Genomic DNA, 13,490 nt, shown 5'->3' with positions numbered 1-13,490 from the left:
CAAAGGCGGGACTGGGGGCTGGGGGCTGGGGCGCGCTGCCGCGCCTCGCGCCACCTGGCAGTTGCCCGGATTGTGCTTCCCTGAGCCTCCCGTCGCGACGCGCTCGCGATGTCGCGCCCCAGCCCCCAGTCCCCAGCCCCCCAGCCCCGCCTTTGCGCATGACCGATCGGCGTTCCCCCACCCAGCAAGTTCTCGCCGCGCCCGCCGTGCTCGCGCCGCTCGGCCTGCTGGCGCTGCTCGCGCTGATGGCGGTCTCGGCGCCGTGGTGGTGGCCGTATTCGACCTGGCAGCCGGCCTGGGGCCAGGACCTGCTGGCGCCCGGGCTGGCGCACGGGCACTGGTTCGGCACCGATGCAATCGGGCGCGACATGCTGGCGCGGACCTTCGCGGGGATTGGAGTGTCGCTCGGGATCGGTGTCGGCGCGGGGCTGCTGGCGCTGGCGGCCGGCGCGCTGGTCGGGGGTGTCGCCGGCTACTTTGGCGGCTGGATCGACGAAGTGCTGATGCGCGCCAACGATCTGCTGCTGAGCCTGCCGCTGATGCTGATCGCGATCCTGCTGATCGCCCTGTTCGAGCCTTCGATGTGGCTGCTGGTGCTGGTGGTGGGTGGCTTCGGCAGCCTCGACGCCGCACGCGTGCTGCGCATCGAGGCGCGCCGCCTGCGCGGCGCCGAATTCATGCTCGCGAGCCAGTTGCAGGGCGCCTCGCGCTGGCAGCAGTGGCGACGCCACCTGCTGCCCAACCTGCTGCCGGTGGCGCTGACCGCGCTCGGCACGGTGGTCCCGCAGGCGATCCTGGTCGAGTCCTTCCTCGCATTCCTCGGCCTTGGTCCCAGCGAACGCGTGGGCAGCCTGGGCACCCTGTTGGCGGAGGGCGTGCAGGACTTGCAGTGGGCGCCGTGGACGCTGTGGATCCCGGCCGTCGCGCTGGCGCTGGTGCTGCTGGGATTCGGCCTTGCCGGCGATGCGCTGCGCAGCGGGTTGTCGCGCCTGACCGGGGCCAGCGCTTGAGCACGCCCCTGCTGGAGGTTCGCGGGCTCCAGGTCGGCTTCGCCGGCGACTCTGCGCATGTGATCGACGGCCTCGACCTGACGATCGCTGCCGGTGAGGCGGTGGCGCTGGTCGGTGGTTCCGGAGCGGGCAAGAGCCTGGTTGCGCGCGCGCTGGTCGGATTGCTGCCGCAGGGTGCGCAATGGCGCGGCGGCGAACTGCGCTGGCGCGGCGAGCGGCTGGCTTCGCCCGATGCATTGCGCGGCCGTCGCGTCGCCTATGTGTTCCAGGACGCCGCCAGCAGCCTGCACCCGCTGCGCCGCATCGGCGACCAGTTGCGCGAGTGCCTGCGGGTGCATGCGCCCGGGTTGACCGGCGCAGCCCTGCGCCTGCGGATTGACGCGGCGCTGGCGGAGGTCGGCCTGGACGCCGATCCGCGCTGGCTGCGCGCGTTTCCGCACCAGCTCTCCGGCGGCCAGCGCCAGCGCGCGATGCTGGCGCTGACCCTGTTGCCGCAGCCCGAATTGCTGATCGCCGATGAACCCACCAGCGCGCTCGATCCGGTGCTCGCGCGACGCGTCTGCGACCTGCTCGCGGGGCTCGCTGCGCAGCGCGGCATGGGCCTGCTGCTGATCAGCCACGACTTGCCGCGGGTGGCCGAATACTGCGGGCGGATCCATCATTTGGAGCGTGGCCGGGCCTCGCTCACAGCGCCCGGTGGCCTGCCTGCGGCGATGTCGCGCGCGGCGCGCCAGGCACCGGCGTCGGCGGAGGGCGGTGCGCTGATCGCTGCCAGCGACCTGACGCTGGCGCATGCCGAAGGGCCGCGTTGGCCCTGGCAGGCGCCGGTCCTGCCCGCGCTGCGGGATGCGACGCTGGCGCTGGCGGCGGGGCAGCGCCTGGGCGTGGTCGGCGGCTCCGGATCCGGCAAGTCGACCCTCGCGCGCGGCTTGCTCGGCCTGCTGCGCCCGCGCGCCGGCGGCGTGCAGTGGTTCGGCCGCGAGTTGCATGCGCTCGATCGCGCCACGCTGCGGCGCTGGCGCCCACGGGTGCAGATGGTGTTCCAGGATCCGTATCGCAGCCTCGACCCGATGCAGCGCGTCGATGCGATGCTGGACGAGGCGCTGGCGCTGGCGGGTACGCCGGCTGTGCCCGGCGCGCGCGCCGCAGCCGCGGTTGCTGCGCTGGCGGCGGTGGGGCTGGATTCGTCGGCGCTGGCGCGCTATCCGGCGCAGTTTTCCGGCGGCCAGCGCCAGCGCCTGGCGATCGCACGTGCGCTGGCAACCGCGCCCGAGGTGCTGGTCTGCGACGAGGCGACCAGTGCGCTGGACAGCGAGACCCAATGGCAGATCCTGCAATTGCTCGACCGGCTCGCGGCAGCGCGCGGACTGGCGCTGCTGTTCATCTCGCACGATCTCGCGGCGGTGCGCTGGCTGTGCGACGAACTGCTGGTGCTGGAACGCGGCCAGGTGGTCGAACATGGGGCCGCCAAAGAACTGCTGGCGCTGCCCGGGTCGATGGCCCTGCGCGCCTTGCTGGACGCCTTGCCGCGGAATCCAGGGCTTTCGAACTCTGCTTGAGAGAGCAGGGCTGGCGCGGCACCCCGTGTCAGCGCGCTGGTGCCAGCGACATCGCCCACAGGTTCAGTTCCTCCGGCGGGTCGCCCTGCGCAATCATGCCCTCGCGCTGCATCCCGAGTTTCGCCAGCAGGCGTTCGGAGGCATGGTTGCCCGGCGAGACGATCGCGACCAGGCGCGCGAGGCCGTAGCGCACGCGCGCGAGGTCCAGCGTCAGCCGCGCGGCCTCGGTCGCGTAGCCCAGGCCCTCGAAATCGCCGAGGAGCGCGTAGCCGATGTCCACATCCGGCAGGGTGTCGCGCCGGATCAGGCCACAGATGCCGATCGGTCCGGGCACGTCCAGCCTTTCGATCGCCCAGAAGCCGAAGCCGAGCCGCGGGTACAGCGACAGCGGGCCGTCCCGCAGGTATCTGACTGCATCTTCCAGCGTGCGCACGCCGCGGTCGCCGATGTTGGCCAGCCAGCCGGGTTCGTTGACCAGCTGCAGCATGAATGCGGCGTCGGCTTCGGTCAGCTGGCGCAGCAACAGGCGCTCGCCGCGCGCAATCACGGAAGCGGGTTCAGGGAGCGATGTCATCGGCGGCGGGGGCTCGTTTGCGGCCGTGGATCATCGCAGTGATCAGGTTCTCGCGGTGCTTCAGCGACGCATGGATCGCCCCGGCCACGTGCAGCGGCACCAGCGCCAGCAACGCCCAAGTGGCCCACAGGTGCAGGTTCATCACCCATTCGATGCCCCAATAGCGGTCGGTGGTCGAGAGCCAGCCGGTGAACGAGATCGTCGCCAGCAGCAGCAGCAGCGTCACGATCATCCATGCGCCGAGCGGATTGTGGCCGACGTAGCGTGGTGCATGGCCCGCCGCGAGGCCTCGCGCATACCCGAGTGTCGCCGCCGGGCCGCGCACGAATCGCGCGAAACGCGCAGATCCCGCGCCGACGAAGCCCCACAGCAGGCGCAGGGCGAGCGCCGCCATCACCGCGTATCCGATCCACTCGTGCCACGGGCCAGCGGCGTGGCGCGTGAACCAGGCCGCGGACACGCCGCCGATGAAACAAAGGTGCAGGATGCGCACCAGCGCATCCCACACCCGGACCGTGCCAACTGCGCTCAATGGTGCTCTGCGGTCGGCACCGGCGCGAGCGTCACCGGGTGGAAATAGGCCTCCACCCTTGCGCCTTTCTCGTCCAGCGCATAGACCTCATAACAACCGCCGTCTTCCTTGATCCGGCGCACCGTCCAGCCCTTGTCCGTGAGCTGCTTCTGCAGCACCTCGGTGGACTGCCAGCCGGCCTTGTCGCCGGAATCGCAGGTGGCGAGGCCCGTGGCGAAGACCGGCGCGGCGCCTGCCAGCGCCAGCGCGAAGATGAAGGTGTTGCGATAGGACATGCTGCACTCCAGAGGTAGGGGAAGAGCAGCGTCGATTCTACATCAAATGCGAATCGTTTTTATTTGCGTCGCGTGAAGGATGGACCCGTTCAACGCGGAGACGCGTAGGACGCAGAGGAGCGCAGAGACAAGCATCTGGACTCGGGGCCCTGAGTCGAACCTGGGCAAAGAGCAGGACGCAGAGAACGCAGAGAAGAAGCAGAGAGAGCGCAGAGAAGGGCTGGGAGCTTTTCTCTGTGTGCTCTCTGCGTCTCCTGTGCCCTAGGTGCCGCTGGCTCCTGATGCGGCGTCCGCTTGGTGTTCCTGGAAGACCGGACGCAGGACGCGAGAAAGCAAGCGCAGAAGGGCTGGGAGATTTTCTCTGTGTTCTCTCTGCTTCTCCTCTGCGTTCTCTGCGTCCCCGCTTCTTGTATCAGCGTCACCGGAAGCGACGGGGGTGCCAGCCTCAGAGCGTCTCGACGAACTCCGCCAGCTCGCGCAGGCAGCTGAAGGTGCGCGGCGGTTGGCCGCCGTGGCGCCAGCCGCTGCCTTCGCGGTCCAGCCAGGCGGCGTGCAGGCCGGCGCCGAGGGCGCCAAGCACGTCCTGCTCGGGGTGGTCGCCCACGTGCAGGGTCTGGTCCGGCGCGCTGCCGGCCAGCGCGCAGGCGGCGTGGAAGATCGCGGCGTCCGGCTTGGCGGTGCCGAAGCTGCGCGCGGTGATCTGGGCGCGGAACAAATGCGACAGGCCGACGCGATCGAGGCAGGCGTTGCCATTGCTCAGCGACACCAGCGGGGCCCGCCGCGCGAGGCGCTCGAGGGCGTCGCCGACCTCCGGGTACAGCTCCACCTGGTTGCGCGCGGCGTAGAAGGCCTCGAAGGCCTGCGCGACCTCGCGCTCACCGTAGCCGTGCGGGTTGAGCGCGCGGCGCAGGCAGATCAGGCGCATCTCGGTGAAGTCGTGACCGAGGTGCGGATGGGTGGCGAACACCTCGTCGCGCAGCGCACGCATGGCTGCGATCGGCAATGCCCGGGCCACGTCGGGACAATTTGCCGCCAGCCAGTCCTGCAAGGCCTGGTCGGCGCGCTCCATCACCGGGGCGATCGGCCACAGGGTGTCGTCCAGGTCCAGCGTGATCGCGGCAAGTTTCATCGCGCAATTCTAAGGCGCACAGCCTGACGGCGGCGCGAACACGCTCAGCCCACGGGTGGCTTCTGCGCCAGGGTCACCCGCTTGGTGAAGGTCAGGCCGGCGCGCAGCACTTCGACATCCACTTCGGAGCCGGGCGCGGAGTTTGCCTCGTCGCCGCGGAACTGCGGCAGCGAGGTGATCGGCGCGCCCTTGAACCCGATCAGGATGTCGCCTGGCCGGAGTTCGGCCAGCGCCGCGGGCGAGGCGGCCGCGATCGCCTGGATCTGCAGGCCGATGCGCTGCTCGCCCGTCAAGGCGTGGCGCATCTCGACTGCGGCGAGGTCAACGCCGAGCCAGGCGCGGGTCACGAAGCCCTGGCGCACGATGTCATCGAGCACCGCGTGGGCGGTCTCGGCCGGGATCGCGAAGCTGATGCCCTCGGCACCGCGGCCGCGGCCGAACATTGCGGTGTTGATCCCCACCAGTTGCCCTTCGGCGTTCCCCAGCGCGCCGCCCGAGTTGCCGGTGTTGACCGCGGCGTCGGTCTGGATGAAGTCCTCGTATCCCGCCAGGCCGAGGTTCAGCCGCTCGTTGCCGAGCGCGCTGACGATGCCCATGGTCACGCTCTGCCCCAGGCCGAAGGGGTTGCCGATGGCAAGCACCACATCGCCGATGTTGAGCGCGCCCTCCGGCGCAAAGGACACCGCCGGCAGGTCGTCCGCATCGATCTTGAGGACCGCCAGGTCGGTGTCCGGATCGGTGGCGACGATGCGCGCGTCGGTGGTGCGCCCGTCCCACAGCACCGCGCGGATGTTGTCCTTGTTCTCGATCACGTGGTTGCTCGTCAGCAGGTAGCCGTCGGTGCGTACGATCACCGCAGACCCCAGGCTCTCTTCCAGCCGCTGGCGCGGCGGGCCGATCGGCGAAAAGCTCGGGCCGAGGAAGCGCTGCGCCGCGGGATTCCCTTGCAGTTGCGAATAGGCGGGCTCGGTGACGATGCGGTTGGCGTAGATGTTGACCACCGAGGGCCCCGCCGCACCGACTGCGGCCGCATAGCTGCGCGGACCACCGTTGGGCGAGTTGCCATGCAGGCCGGGCCAGCCGTGGCGCCACCACAGCAGCACGATCGCCAGCGCCAGGCCAATCGCGGCCCAGGCGGCGAAATACAGCGCGTGTTCGCGCCAGGAGGATGCGGGTGGGGTTGCTTGCATCGCCCGATTCTATGGGCGTTCCCCGGGCCTTGCGCTGAACCTTGGTCGGGGGACGTCGTTGCGGCGGTCTGACTGCGAGCAATTTCGCGAACGAATCTTGTTCAATCGATTGCAAGGAGTATCTTCGGCCTCCATCGGCGGACTTGACAGGCCATCCAGGCCTATTACGGAGAGCGACATGGGGCGTGAATCGGTACCGAGTCTCGATGTATTCGTCGAAGGGGTGGAGAAGCGCAATCCAGGACAGCCGGAGTTCATCCAGGCGCTGCGCGAGGTGGCCGAGAGCGTGCTCGACTACATCCGCGAGAACCCGAAGTACCACGAGTACCAGATCCTGGAGCGCATGGCCGAGCCGGACCGCGTGATCTCCTTCCGCGTCTGCTGGCAGGACGATGCCGGCAACATCCGCGTCAACCGCGGCTACCGCATCCAGAACAACAGCGCGATCGGCCCCTACAAGGGCGGCATCCGCTTCCACCCGTCGGTCAACCAGGGCGTGCTCAAGTTCCTCGCCTTCGAACAGACCTTCAAGAACGCACTGACCGGTCTACCGATGGGTGGCGGCAAGGGCGGTTCCAACTTCAATCCGAAGGGCAAGTCGGAAGCCGAGATCATGCGCTTCTGCCAGTCTTTCATGACCGAGCTTTACCGCCATGTCGGCGAGGACACCGACGTCCCGGCCGGCGATATCGGTGTCGGCGGGCGCGAGATCGGCTACATGTTCGGCCAGTTCAAACGCATCACCAATCGCTACGTGGGCGTGCTCACCGGCAAGGGCCTGGAATACGGCGGTAGCCCGATCCGCACCGAGGCCACCGGCTATGGCGCGGTGTACTTCATGGAAGACATGCTCAAGCGCAGCGGCCGCACGATGGAAGGCCAGACCGTGCTGGTCTCCGGCTCCGGCAAATGTCGCGCAGCACGCGGTGGAGAAGATCCTGCACCTTGGCGGCAAGCCGGTGACGCTGTCGGATTCGGATGGCTTCATCCACGATCCGGACGGCTTCACCCATGAGAAGCTGGCCTTCATCAAGGACCTCAAGAACAAGCGCCGCGGACGCATCGAGGAATACACCGCGAAGTTCGGCGGCAGCTATCACGCCGGCCAGCGGCCGTGGATCGTGCCGGCGCACCTCGCCTTCCCGTGTGCCACGCAGAACGAGATCAACGGCGACGACGCGCGTACCCTGCTCGCCAATGGCGTCTACGGGGTCGCCGAAGGCGCCAACATGCCGACCGACCTCGAAGGCGTGCACGCCTTCCAGGCTGCGCGCATCCTGTTCGCGCCGGGCAAGGCGGCCAACGCCGGCGGCGTGGCGGTCTCCGGCCTGGAGATGACCCAGAACTCCGCGCGCATCACCTGGAAGGAAGAGGAACTCCAGCGCCTGCTGCGCGACATCATGCGCGGCATCCACGAGCGCTGCGAACGCTACGGCACGGATCCCAACGACAAGACTTACGTGGATTACGTCCGCGGCGCCAACATCGCCGGCTTCGTCAAGGTCGCCGACGCGATGATCGCCCAGGGCGTCGTCTGATCCCGCAAGCCTGCAGGCGCCAGTCCATCGGCGCCTGCGGGTGGTTGCGAGTACATTGGATCCCAGGCCGCCCCTGCCGGTACGCTTGTTTGCGTATGTACTTCACGGTACATGTCGCGTCCTGATTCGTACCAATCCTCATCGCGGGAGCGCCCAGAGCAACAGCGTTTGGACCAGGTCCAAACCCACGCACAGCAAGCTCGCGGCATCTGTGGGTCCGGACCTTGTCCGAACGCTTTTCGCATCGCCGGTCCATCGGCGATGAGGATTGGTACGAATCAGGTGTCGCAGCCCGCGTGTCTTGGACCCTGAGACACGCGGCTGAGGTTCGGCGTTCATCAGGGCTGTCTTAGCCGTTGCCGGGGGGCTGATTCCTCGACGCTCGCAGCCGAAGGAGTTCCTCGTGCGTGGCCGGCGACATTGGGAATACCGGTGCGGCGCCACAGGGAGAAATTGAGCGGACGACGGTTTGCATGCCTTCCTCTTGGCCGAGAATGTTGGCGTAGCTCGACATCATCCCGGCGGCATTGACTCCCCTGAGATCGAATGTGTCGGTGGGGCGGGAATCGCCGCGCGCGATGACGAGCAAGAGTCCGCCGGCTCCTGCCCCAGGTTCGCTCGGGTAGTTGCGCTGCAACTCCTGGGCATACAGATACCCGATGAAAGGCGATCCGACGGCGGCTGCCAGCGCGTTGATCTGCCGTTGGCGCAAGAATCCTTGTCCAGGCAGATACGCTTCGGCCTTCGGGCGTTGGTTATTCCGCTGGATGGCCAGGAAGGCCGCCTTGGTATTGCCCGCGAGTGCCATTTGCATGAGATCGTCATCGCTCATGCGCGACGCGGCGAGGATCTCGGCGGGCATCGGGAATCCACGTTGCACCATCCACTCGAGTTCTATGGGTGAGCGGAACAGATACGCCGCCGGGTCCAGTTGGTTGATGAAGTCGCGGATGATGGCCTGCTCGGTTTCCGGGTGATCCGCCAGCAACTCATCAATCGAAGATGCAGCTCTTACCTCGCGAATGCCAGCGAACCGGAATCCGGGCGGGATCGCGATTGCAGGCGCCGGCGCAGGCGGGGTGGGCGTGGTTGCGCCGGATGGGGGGAGTTCCTTGCCTCCTCCGCCGCAAGAGCCGGCGCCTCTGCGACATCGTTCGTGTCCGCGGGGGGACTGGCAGGCGATGGGCCCGGATCCGGGCGGACCAGGAAAACAAACATCACGGCGACCAGTGCGAGCGCCGGAATGAGCTTCGGATAGAAGCCTGAGAGTTTCGTTGGTCGGCGCAACCATTTTCGGTCATGTCCTGCGCCCACAGGGAGCAGGTCTTTGCCCGCAGCGACTCCTCGTATGCATCGCCCCCCAAGCGGGCCACCGCCGACACAAGTCTGGCTGAAATTGCTTGACACTCGGATGTGTAGGCAAGTGCACGGTTGCAGACATCATCGAGGGCCTGACCAAAGCCGTAATCGCAGGCTCCTTGGGTAGAGTTTGCGGTGCCGTAGCAATAATCATGCGCTGTGCACGCCGGACCGAAGCTGATGCCGGGGAAGGGGTGATTCAGGTCACCGAGATAGCCGTCCAGGCCCAATCCAGCGACTTCTTGTGCAATGGTCGAATAGATTGATCCATCGCCACAGCCGTTCGATACGAAACCGGGAGATCCGGGCACCAGTGGCGGGTTGCTGGCGCGGCACTCGCTATCCCCGGGGCCGGGTGGGCGGGTCGCTCGGAGCTCCGCGCAGAATGGCTCCATGTCGAAATCTTCGAACGCAGCGACACCGAGTTGCGATTGGGGGAGTTTGTTCGAAAAGACATTGAGAACGTCGCCGCAGATCTTGCCTGTGCACGTGACGCCATGCGCAGTCACAGGAGGCATCAGGACCTGGGTTGAGGTGCAATTCGTTGCTGTCAGGGTGCATGCGACTATGGCCAGGCGCTTGGCCATTGCTTTCAGCTTTCCGTTGATGACTGGCAGGGGCATGGTTGTACGTGAGTTGTGGCTGGGTGACGCTATGTGCCCGAGTGCAAAGTGTCAACAAACATGATCGACCCCTGTTCTGCCCATGGGCTCAGCCCGGCAGCACCTTGCCCGGGTTGAGGATGCCGTGGGGGTCGAACTGGGCCTTGATGGTGCGCATCAGGGCGAGGGTGGCGGGGGGCAGGGCGCGGGGCAGGAAGTCGCGTTTGTCGATGCCGACGCCGTGCTCACCTGACAGGGTCCCGTCGAGCCGGATGACCAGGTCGAAGACCGCGTCCAGGCAGTCGCGGGCGCGGGCCTCGGCGTTGCCCTGCGCCGGGTCGTAGAGCAGGTTGACGTGCAGATTGCCGTTGCCGGCGTGGCCGAAGCAGACGATCAGGGTGTCGTGGCGTTCGCCGAGCGCCTGCACACCGCGCACCAGCGCCGGCAGCCGGGTCACCGGCACGACCACGTCCTCGTTGATCTTGCGCGGCGCCAGCGAGCGCAGGATCGGGCTCAAGGCCTTGCGTGCTGCCCACAGTCCGGCCCCGTCGTCTGGCGGCTGCGGCTGGCGCACCTCAAGGCAGCCCTCGCCACTCGCGGCGGCAACGATTGCGGCCACCGACTCGCTCAAGGCCGCCGCGCTGCCATCGGCTTCGATCAATAACAGAGCCTGCGCTTCGGCTGGCAGGTCGAGTCCAGCGGGAGTGCGCACCAGCTCGATCGCGCGCGCGTCCATGAACTCGAGTGCGGACGGTGTGGCCGGTTGTGCCATCAGGCGCGCGACGGCCTCGGCGGCGGCGTCCACGCTGGCGTAGAGCGCCCGCAGCGGCACGCGCGCCTGCGGCAGCGGCGTCAGTTTCAGGGTCGCGGAGGTGATCAGCCCGAGGGTGCCTTCGGAACCGATCAGCAGGCGCGACAGGTCGTAGCCCACCGAGGCCTTGGTGGTGAAGCCGCCGCAGGCGATCGCCGCGCCAGTGCCGCTGACGAAGCGCAGCCCGAGCACATTCTCGCGGCAGGCGCCGTACTTCACGGTGCGCGGGCCGCCGGCGTTGCACGCCAGGTTCCCGCCGACGCTGGCATAAGGCGCGCTGGTCGGGTCGGGTGGCCAGAAGAAGCCGTGGGCAGCCAGCGCCGCCTGCAGTTCGCCATTGATCACCCCGGGTTCGACCACGGCAAAGCGGTTGCCGGGTACGATCTCGACGATCCGCTGCATGCGCTCGAAGCAGACCACCAGACTGGGCGCGAGCGGCACGGTGGCGCCGGTGGTCGCGGTTCCGCGCCCGCGGGCGACGATCGGCGTGCCGCTCGCCGCGCAGGCGCGCACCAGTGCCTGCACCTGCGCCTCGCTGCGCGGCAGCGCCACGCCGAGCACCGGCCCGTGGCGCTTGCTGTTGTCGTATCCGTAGACGGCGCAGCTGGCGGCGTCGGTCAGCAGCGCATCGCTGCAGAGTGCGTCGCGCACCGCGGTAGGCAGCGCGTTCACCACGCGCCTCGATTGACCTGGAAGGCGTTGGGCACCCAGCGCAGGCCGCCCGCGCCGAGCGCGACGACATCGAAGCGCTGTGCCATGCGTGCCACCGGCGGGTGCTCCTGCGCATATTGCCGCGCCGCATTGACCAGCCGGCTGCGCTTGGCTGCGGTGACGCTGTCGAGGCCGTCGCCGTGGCCATCCGCGCTGCGATAGCGCACCTCGACGAACACCAGCACCTCGCCGTGCTGCATGACGAGGTCGATTTCGCCGCGGCGCCCGCGGTAGTTGCGCTGGACCAGGCGCAGCCCGGCGGCGAGAAGGTGCGCCAGCGCCGCGGACTCGGCGGCATCGCCGCTCAGTTGTCGCTCGGTGCGCGTGCCCCCGCTCATTGCGCCGGCCCGGGCTTCACTCCACCTGGCGCGGGCTGGCGCCGGTGTAGCGTGCCCAGCCTGGTTCGCGGCGGATGCGGCCGTTCGGGTCGGCGCTCAGCGCGCCGGTGGCGCCGATCACCGGGCGGCCGGGGTTGCGCTCCAGCCATTCGAGGTGCGGCAGCAGGCGGTAGGCATCGATGCCGAAGGCGAACAGGCGCGCGGCCGGGCCCGAGGCAGTCTTCAGTGCGACCAGCTGTTCGCGGGTCGGGATCGAGGGCTCGTTGTTGCTGCCGAGCAGCCACGGGACTTCGGAGAACTCGACGCCATCCAGGTCCACATCCGCGGCGCTGTTGCTGCCGCCGTAGATCGCGCTGGTGGCGAGGATCGGGAAGCGCGTGGCCTCCGAGGCCTTCAGCTGCGGCAGCAGCACGCGCGCCTGGGCATTGCGGGCAAACAGGAAAATCGCATCGACGTCCGCGCGCGGCGTCGGGTCCATGCGCACATCGGTGCCGAGCAGGCCGCGCAGGAACTGCAGCCGCGCCTGGCTCTGTTCCAGGCCGATCAGGCGGCGGATCTCGGCGCTCTGGTCGGCCGCGGCCGGGTCGTATTCGGCCTGGCCCGCGACCACGCCGCCCTGCGCGCGCAGGCGCTCGCCGAAGGCCGCGGCAGCGCGCTGGCCGACCTCGTCCTTCGGCACCAGCACCAGCGCGCGCTTGAGCCCGCGATGGATCATGCGGTCGGCGGCCGAAGCGGCCTCCTCCTCGGGCAGCAGGGCGAACTGCAAGCTGCCCGGCGGCGGCAGCGCGGGCGCGTCGGCGTAGTTCAGCGCGAGCGTCGGCACGCGCTGTACCTCGCTCTGGTACAGCAGGGTCACCGCCTCGCGCGAGATCGGGCCGAGCACGCGCTCGGCGCCGTCCGCGAGCGCCTGCTGGTAGGCAGCCATGGCTTCCTCGGCGCTGGCGCCGGCGTCGTAGACCTTGAGCGCGGGGCGCGGATTCGGATCGGCGAAGTAGGCGGCGAAGATGCCCTCGCGCACCGCCGCGGCGGCGGCCGCCAACGGGCCCTTGCTTGGCAGCAGCACGGCCACGCGGCCGTAAGTGGCGCGTTCGATATCGGTGAGCACCACCGCCGGTTCGGAGGCTTCGAGTGGCCGCGTTGCGGCGATCTCGGCGGCATAGCTGCCGCCGGCGCCGCGCGCCTCCGCCTGCGCGCGCGCGCCGGCCAGGAGCCAGGGATAGAGTGGGTCGTTGCGGTCGGCCTCGCGCAGGCGCAGGCGCAAGTCCTCTTCCGGCAGCAGGCCGACCAGCTTGCGGATCTCGGCCGCATTCGCCGCCTTGTCGGCGCCCTCCGGCAACAACGCGTCCAGCGCGACGCGATCAGCCACCGCGTCGAGGGTCGCACCCTTCGCGGCGTGCGCCCGCGCGCGCAGCTCGTGGTAGCGCGGCGCGCGGTCGGAGGGAATGCTGCCTTCGGGCGTCAGCAGCAATGCCAGTGCGGCATCCGCATCGTTGCGCCCGAGCGCCAGTTCGGCCTCCATCAGGTCGAGGCGGAACTGGTCCTCGGCCGGCAGCTTGCGCCGGTCGATTTCGTCGACCAATGCCTGCATCGAGGCGCTGTCGCCTTCCTCGCGATAGGCCTCGGCGGCGCGCAGCCGGTAGCGCGCACGCTCGCTGCGGTTGGCCTGCGCGAGCTGCAGGAAGGCATCCGCGGCGGCGCCGAACTCGCCCTGCAGGTAGAGCGTTTGCGCATCCATCTCGCTCGGCAGGTCGGCGCGCCGCGACGGCATGCCCTGGCAGGCGGCGAGCAGCAGCGCCAGCGTCAGCGGAACGAGCAAGCGGAGCAGTTTAGGCATCATGAGCAGGACGGGGCGCTATCGTGGC

General features: G+C 68.8%; 12 protein-coding genes and 1 pseudogene. 3 read left to right on the top strand and 10 right to left on the bottom strand.

Annotated elements, in window-relative coordinates; genetic code table 11:
- Window positions 1-158: 158 nt before the first annotated feature.
- Both IPK27_23150 and IPK27_23145 read left to right on the top strand, forming a co-directional pair.
- A complete protein-coding gene (locus IPK27_23150) occupies window positions 159-1,010 on the top strand; it encodes an ABC transporter permease (protein ID MBK8070401.1) in 852 nt (283 codons plus the stop codon).
- Complete coding sequence (locus tag IPK27_23145) at window positions 1,007-2,569, top strand: ABC transporter ATP-binding protein (GenBank protein MBK8070400.1); 1,563 nt, start codon at window positions 1,007-1,009, stop codon at window positions 2,567-2,569. Before IPK27_23150 ends, IPK27_23145 begins: the two co-directional genes overlap by 4 nt.
- Window positions 2,570-2,597: 28 nt before the next feature.
- On the opposite strand, the gene IPK27_23140 is transcribed toward IPK27_23145, so the two are convergent.
- The 5 genes from IPK27_23140 to IPK27_23120 all read right to left on the bottom strand — a co-directional run bounded on the left by IPK27_23140 (window position 2,598) and on the right by IPK27_23120 (window position 6,269).
- Window positions 2,598-3,143: a GNAT family N-acetyltransferase gene (locus tag IPK27_23140; GenBank protein MBK8070399.1), complete on the bottom strand. Its 546-nt coding sequence runs from the start codon at window positions 3,141-3,143 to the stop codon at window positions 2,598-2,600.
- On the bottom strand, window positions 3,127-3,675 hold the full coding sequence (locus IPK27_23135) for a cytochrome b/b6 domain-containing protein (GenBank protein ID MBK8070398.1): 549 nt from the start codon (window positions 3,673-3,675) through the stop codon (window positions 3,127-3,129). The genes IPK27_23140 and IPK27_23135 overlap by 17 nt, the downstream gene beginning before the upstream one ends.
- Complete coding sequence (locus tag IPK27_23130) at window positions 3,672-3,950, bottom strand: PepSY domain-containing protein (protein ID MBK8070397.1); 279 nt, start codon at window positions 3,948-3,950, stop codon at window positions 3,672-3,674. Before IPK27_23130 ends, IPK27_23135 begins: the two co-directional genes overlap by 4 nt.
- 445 nt (window positions 3,951-4,395) lie before the next feature.
- Window positions 4,396-5,079, bottom strand: a complete 684-nt coding sequence (locus IPK27_23125; GenBank protein ID MBK8070396.1) for an HAD family hydrolase — start codon at window positions 5,077-5,079, stop codon at window positions 4,396-4,398.
- Window positions 5,080-5,123: 44 nt separating this feature from the next.
- Window positions 5,124-6,269 carry a trypsin-like peptidase domain-containing protein gene (locus IPK27_23120; GenBank protein MBK8070395.1) on the bottom strand — a complete coding sequence of 382 codons (1,146 nt, stop codon included), beginning with the start codon at window positions 6,267-6,269 and terminating at the stop codon, window positions 5,124-5,126.
- A 178-nt stretch (window positions 6,270-6,447) separates the two neighbouring features.
- Between IPK27_23120 and gdhA the strand changes: the two are divergent.
- Window positions 6,448-7,807 (top strand): annotated as a pseudogene (gene gdhA, locus IPK27_23115) (NADP-specific glutamate dehydrogenase).
- 349 nt (window positions 7,808-8,156) lie between these two features.
- Here gdhA and IPK27_23110 read toward each other — a convergent pair.
- The 5 genes from IPK27_23110 to IPK27_23090 form a co-directional block, all read right to left on the bottom strand.
- Window positions 8,157-8,795 (bottom strand): hypothetical protein, encoded by a 639-nt coding sequence (locus IPK27_23110; protein ID MBK8070394.1) that lies wholly within the window; start codon window positions 8,793-8,795, stop codon window positions 8,157-8,159.
- Window positions 8,796-9,024: 229 nt separating this feature from the next.
- The gene (locus IPK27_23105) at window positions 9,025-9,789 is read right to left on the bottom strand and encodes a hypothetical protein (protein MBK8070393.1); all 765 of its coding nucleotides are present in this window, start codon (window positions 9,787-9,789) and stop codon (window positions 9,025-9,027) included.
- Between the two features lie 88 nt (window positions 9,790-9,877).
- Entirely contained in the window at window positions 9,878-11,254 is a 1,377-nt protein-coding gene (locus IPK27_23100; protein MBK8070392.1) for an FAD-binding protein, read from the bottom strand.
- Window positions 11,248-11,628, bottom strand: a complete 381-nt coding sequence (locus tag IPK27_23095; GenBank protein ID MBK8070391.1) for a YraN family protein — start codon at window positions 11,626-11,628, stop codon at window positions 11,248-11,250. The genes IPK27_23100 and IPK27_23095 overlap by 7 nt, the downstream gene beginning before the upstream one ends.
- A 16-nt stretch (window positions 11,629-11,644) precedes the next feature.
- On the bottom strand, window positions 11,645-13,444 hold the full coding sequence (locus tag IPK27_23090; protein ID MBK8070390.1) for a penicillin-binding protein activator: 1,800 nt from the start codon (window positions 13,442-13,444) through the stop codon (window positions 11,645-11,647).
- Window positions 13,445-13,490: the final 46 nt, after the last annotated feature.

This window comes from Rhodanobacteraceae bacterium (assembly GCA_016713135.1).
Classification (GTDB): Bacteria; Pseudomonadota; Gammaproteobacteria; order Xanthomonadales; family SZUA-5; genus JADKFD01.
This window is presented reverse-complemented; position numbering and strand designations above follow the sequence as displayed.

Excerpts from the sequence above, each read along its gene's own strand:
- IPK27_23150 (MBK8070401.1), top strand. The coding sequence starts at position 159 with ATGACCGATCGGCGTTCCCCCACCCAGCAAGTTCTCGCCGCGCCCGCC.
- IPK27_23130 (MBK8070397.1), bottom strand. The coding sequence starts at position 3,950 with ATGTCCTATCGCAACACCTTCATCTTCGCGCTGGCGCTGGCAGGCGCC.
- IPK27_23125 (MBK8070396.1), bottom strand. The coding sequence starts at position 5,079 with ATGAAACTTGCCGCGATCACGCTGGACCTGGACGACACCCTGTGGCCG.
- IPK27_23120 (MBK8070395.1), bottom strand. The coding sequence starts at position 6,269 with ATGCAAGCAACCCCACCCGCATCCTCCTGGCGCGAACACGCGCTGTAT.
- IPK27_23105 (MBK8070393.1), bottom strand. The coding sequence starts at position 9,789 with ATGCCCCTGCCAGTCATCAACGGAAAGCTGAAAGCAATGGCCAAGCGC.
- IPK27_23095 (MBK8070391.1), bottom strand. The coding sequence starts at position 11,628 with ATGAGCGGGGGCACGCGCACCGAGCGACAACTGAGCGGCGATGCCGCC.
- IPK27_23140 (MBK8070399.1), bottom strand. The coding sequence starts at position 3,143 with ATGACATCGCTCCCTGAACCCGCTTCCGTGATTGCGCGCGGCGAGCGC.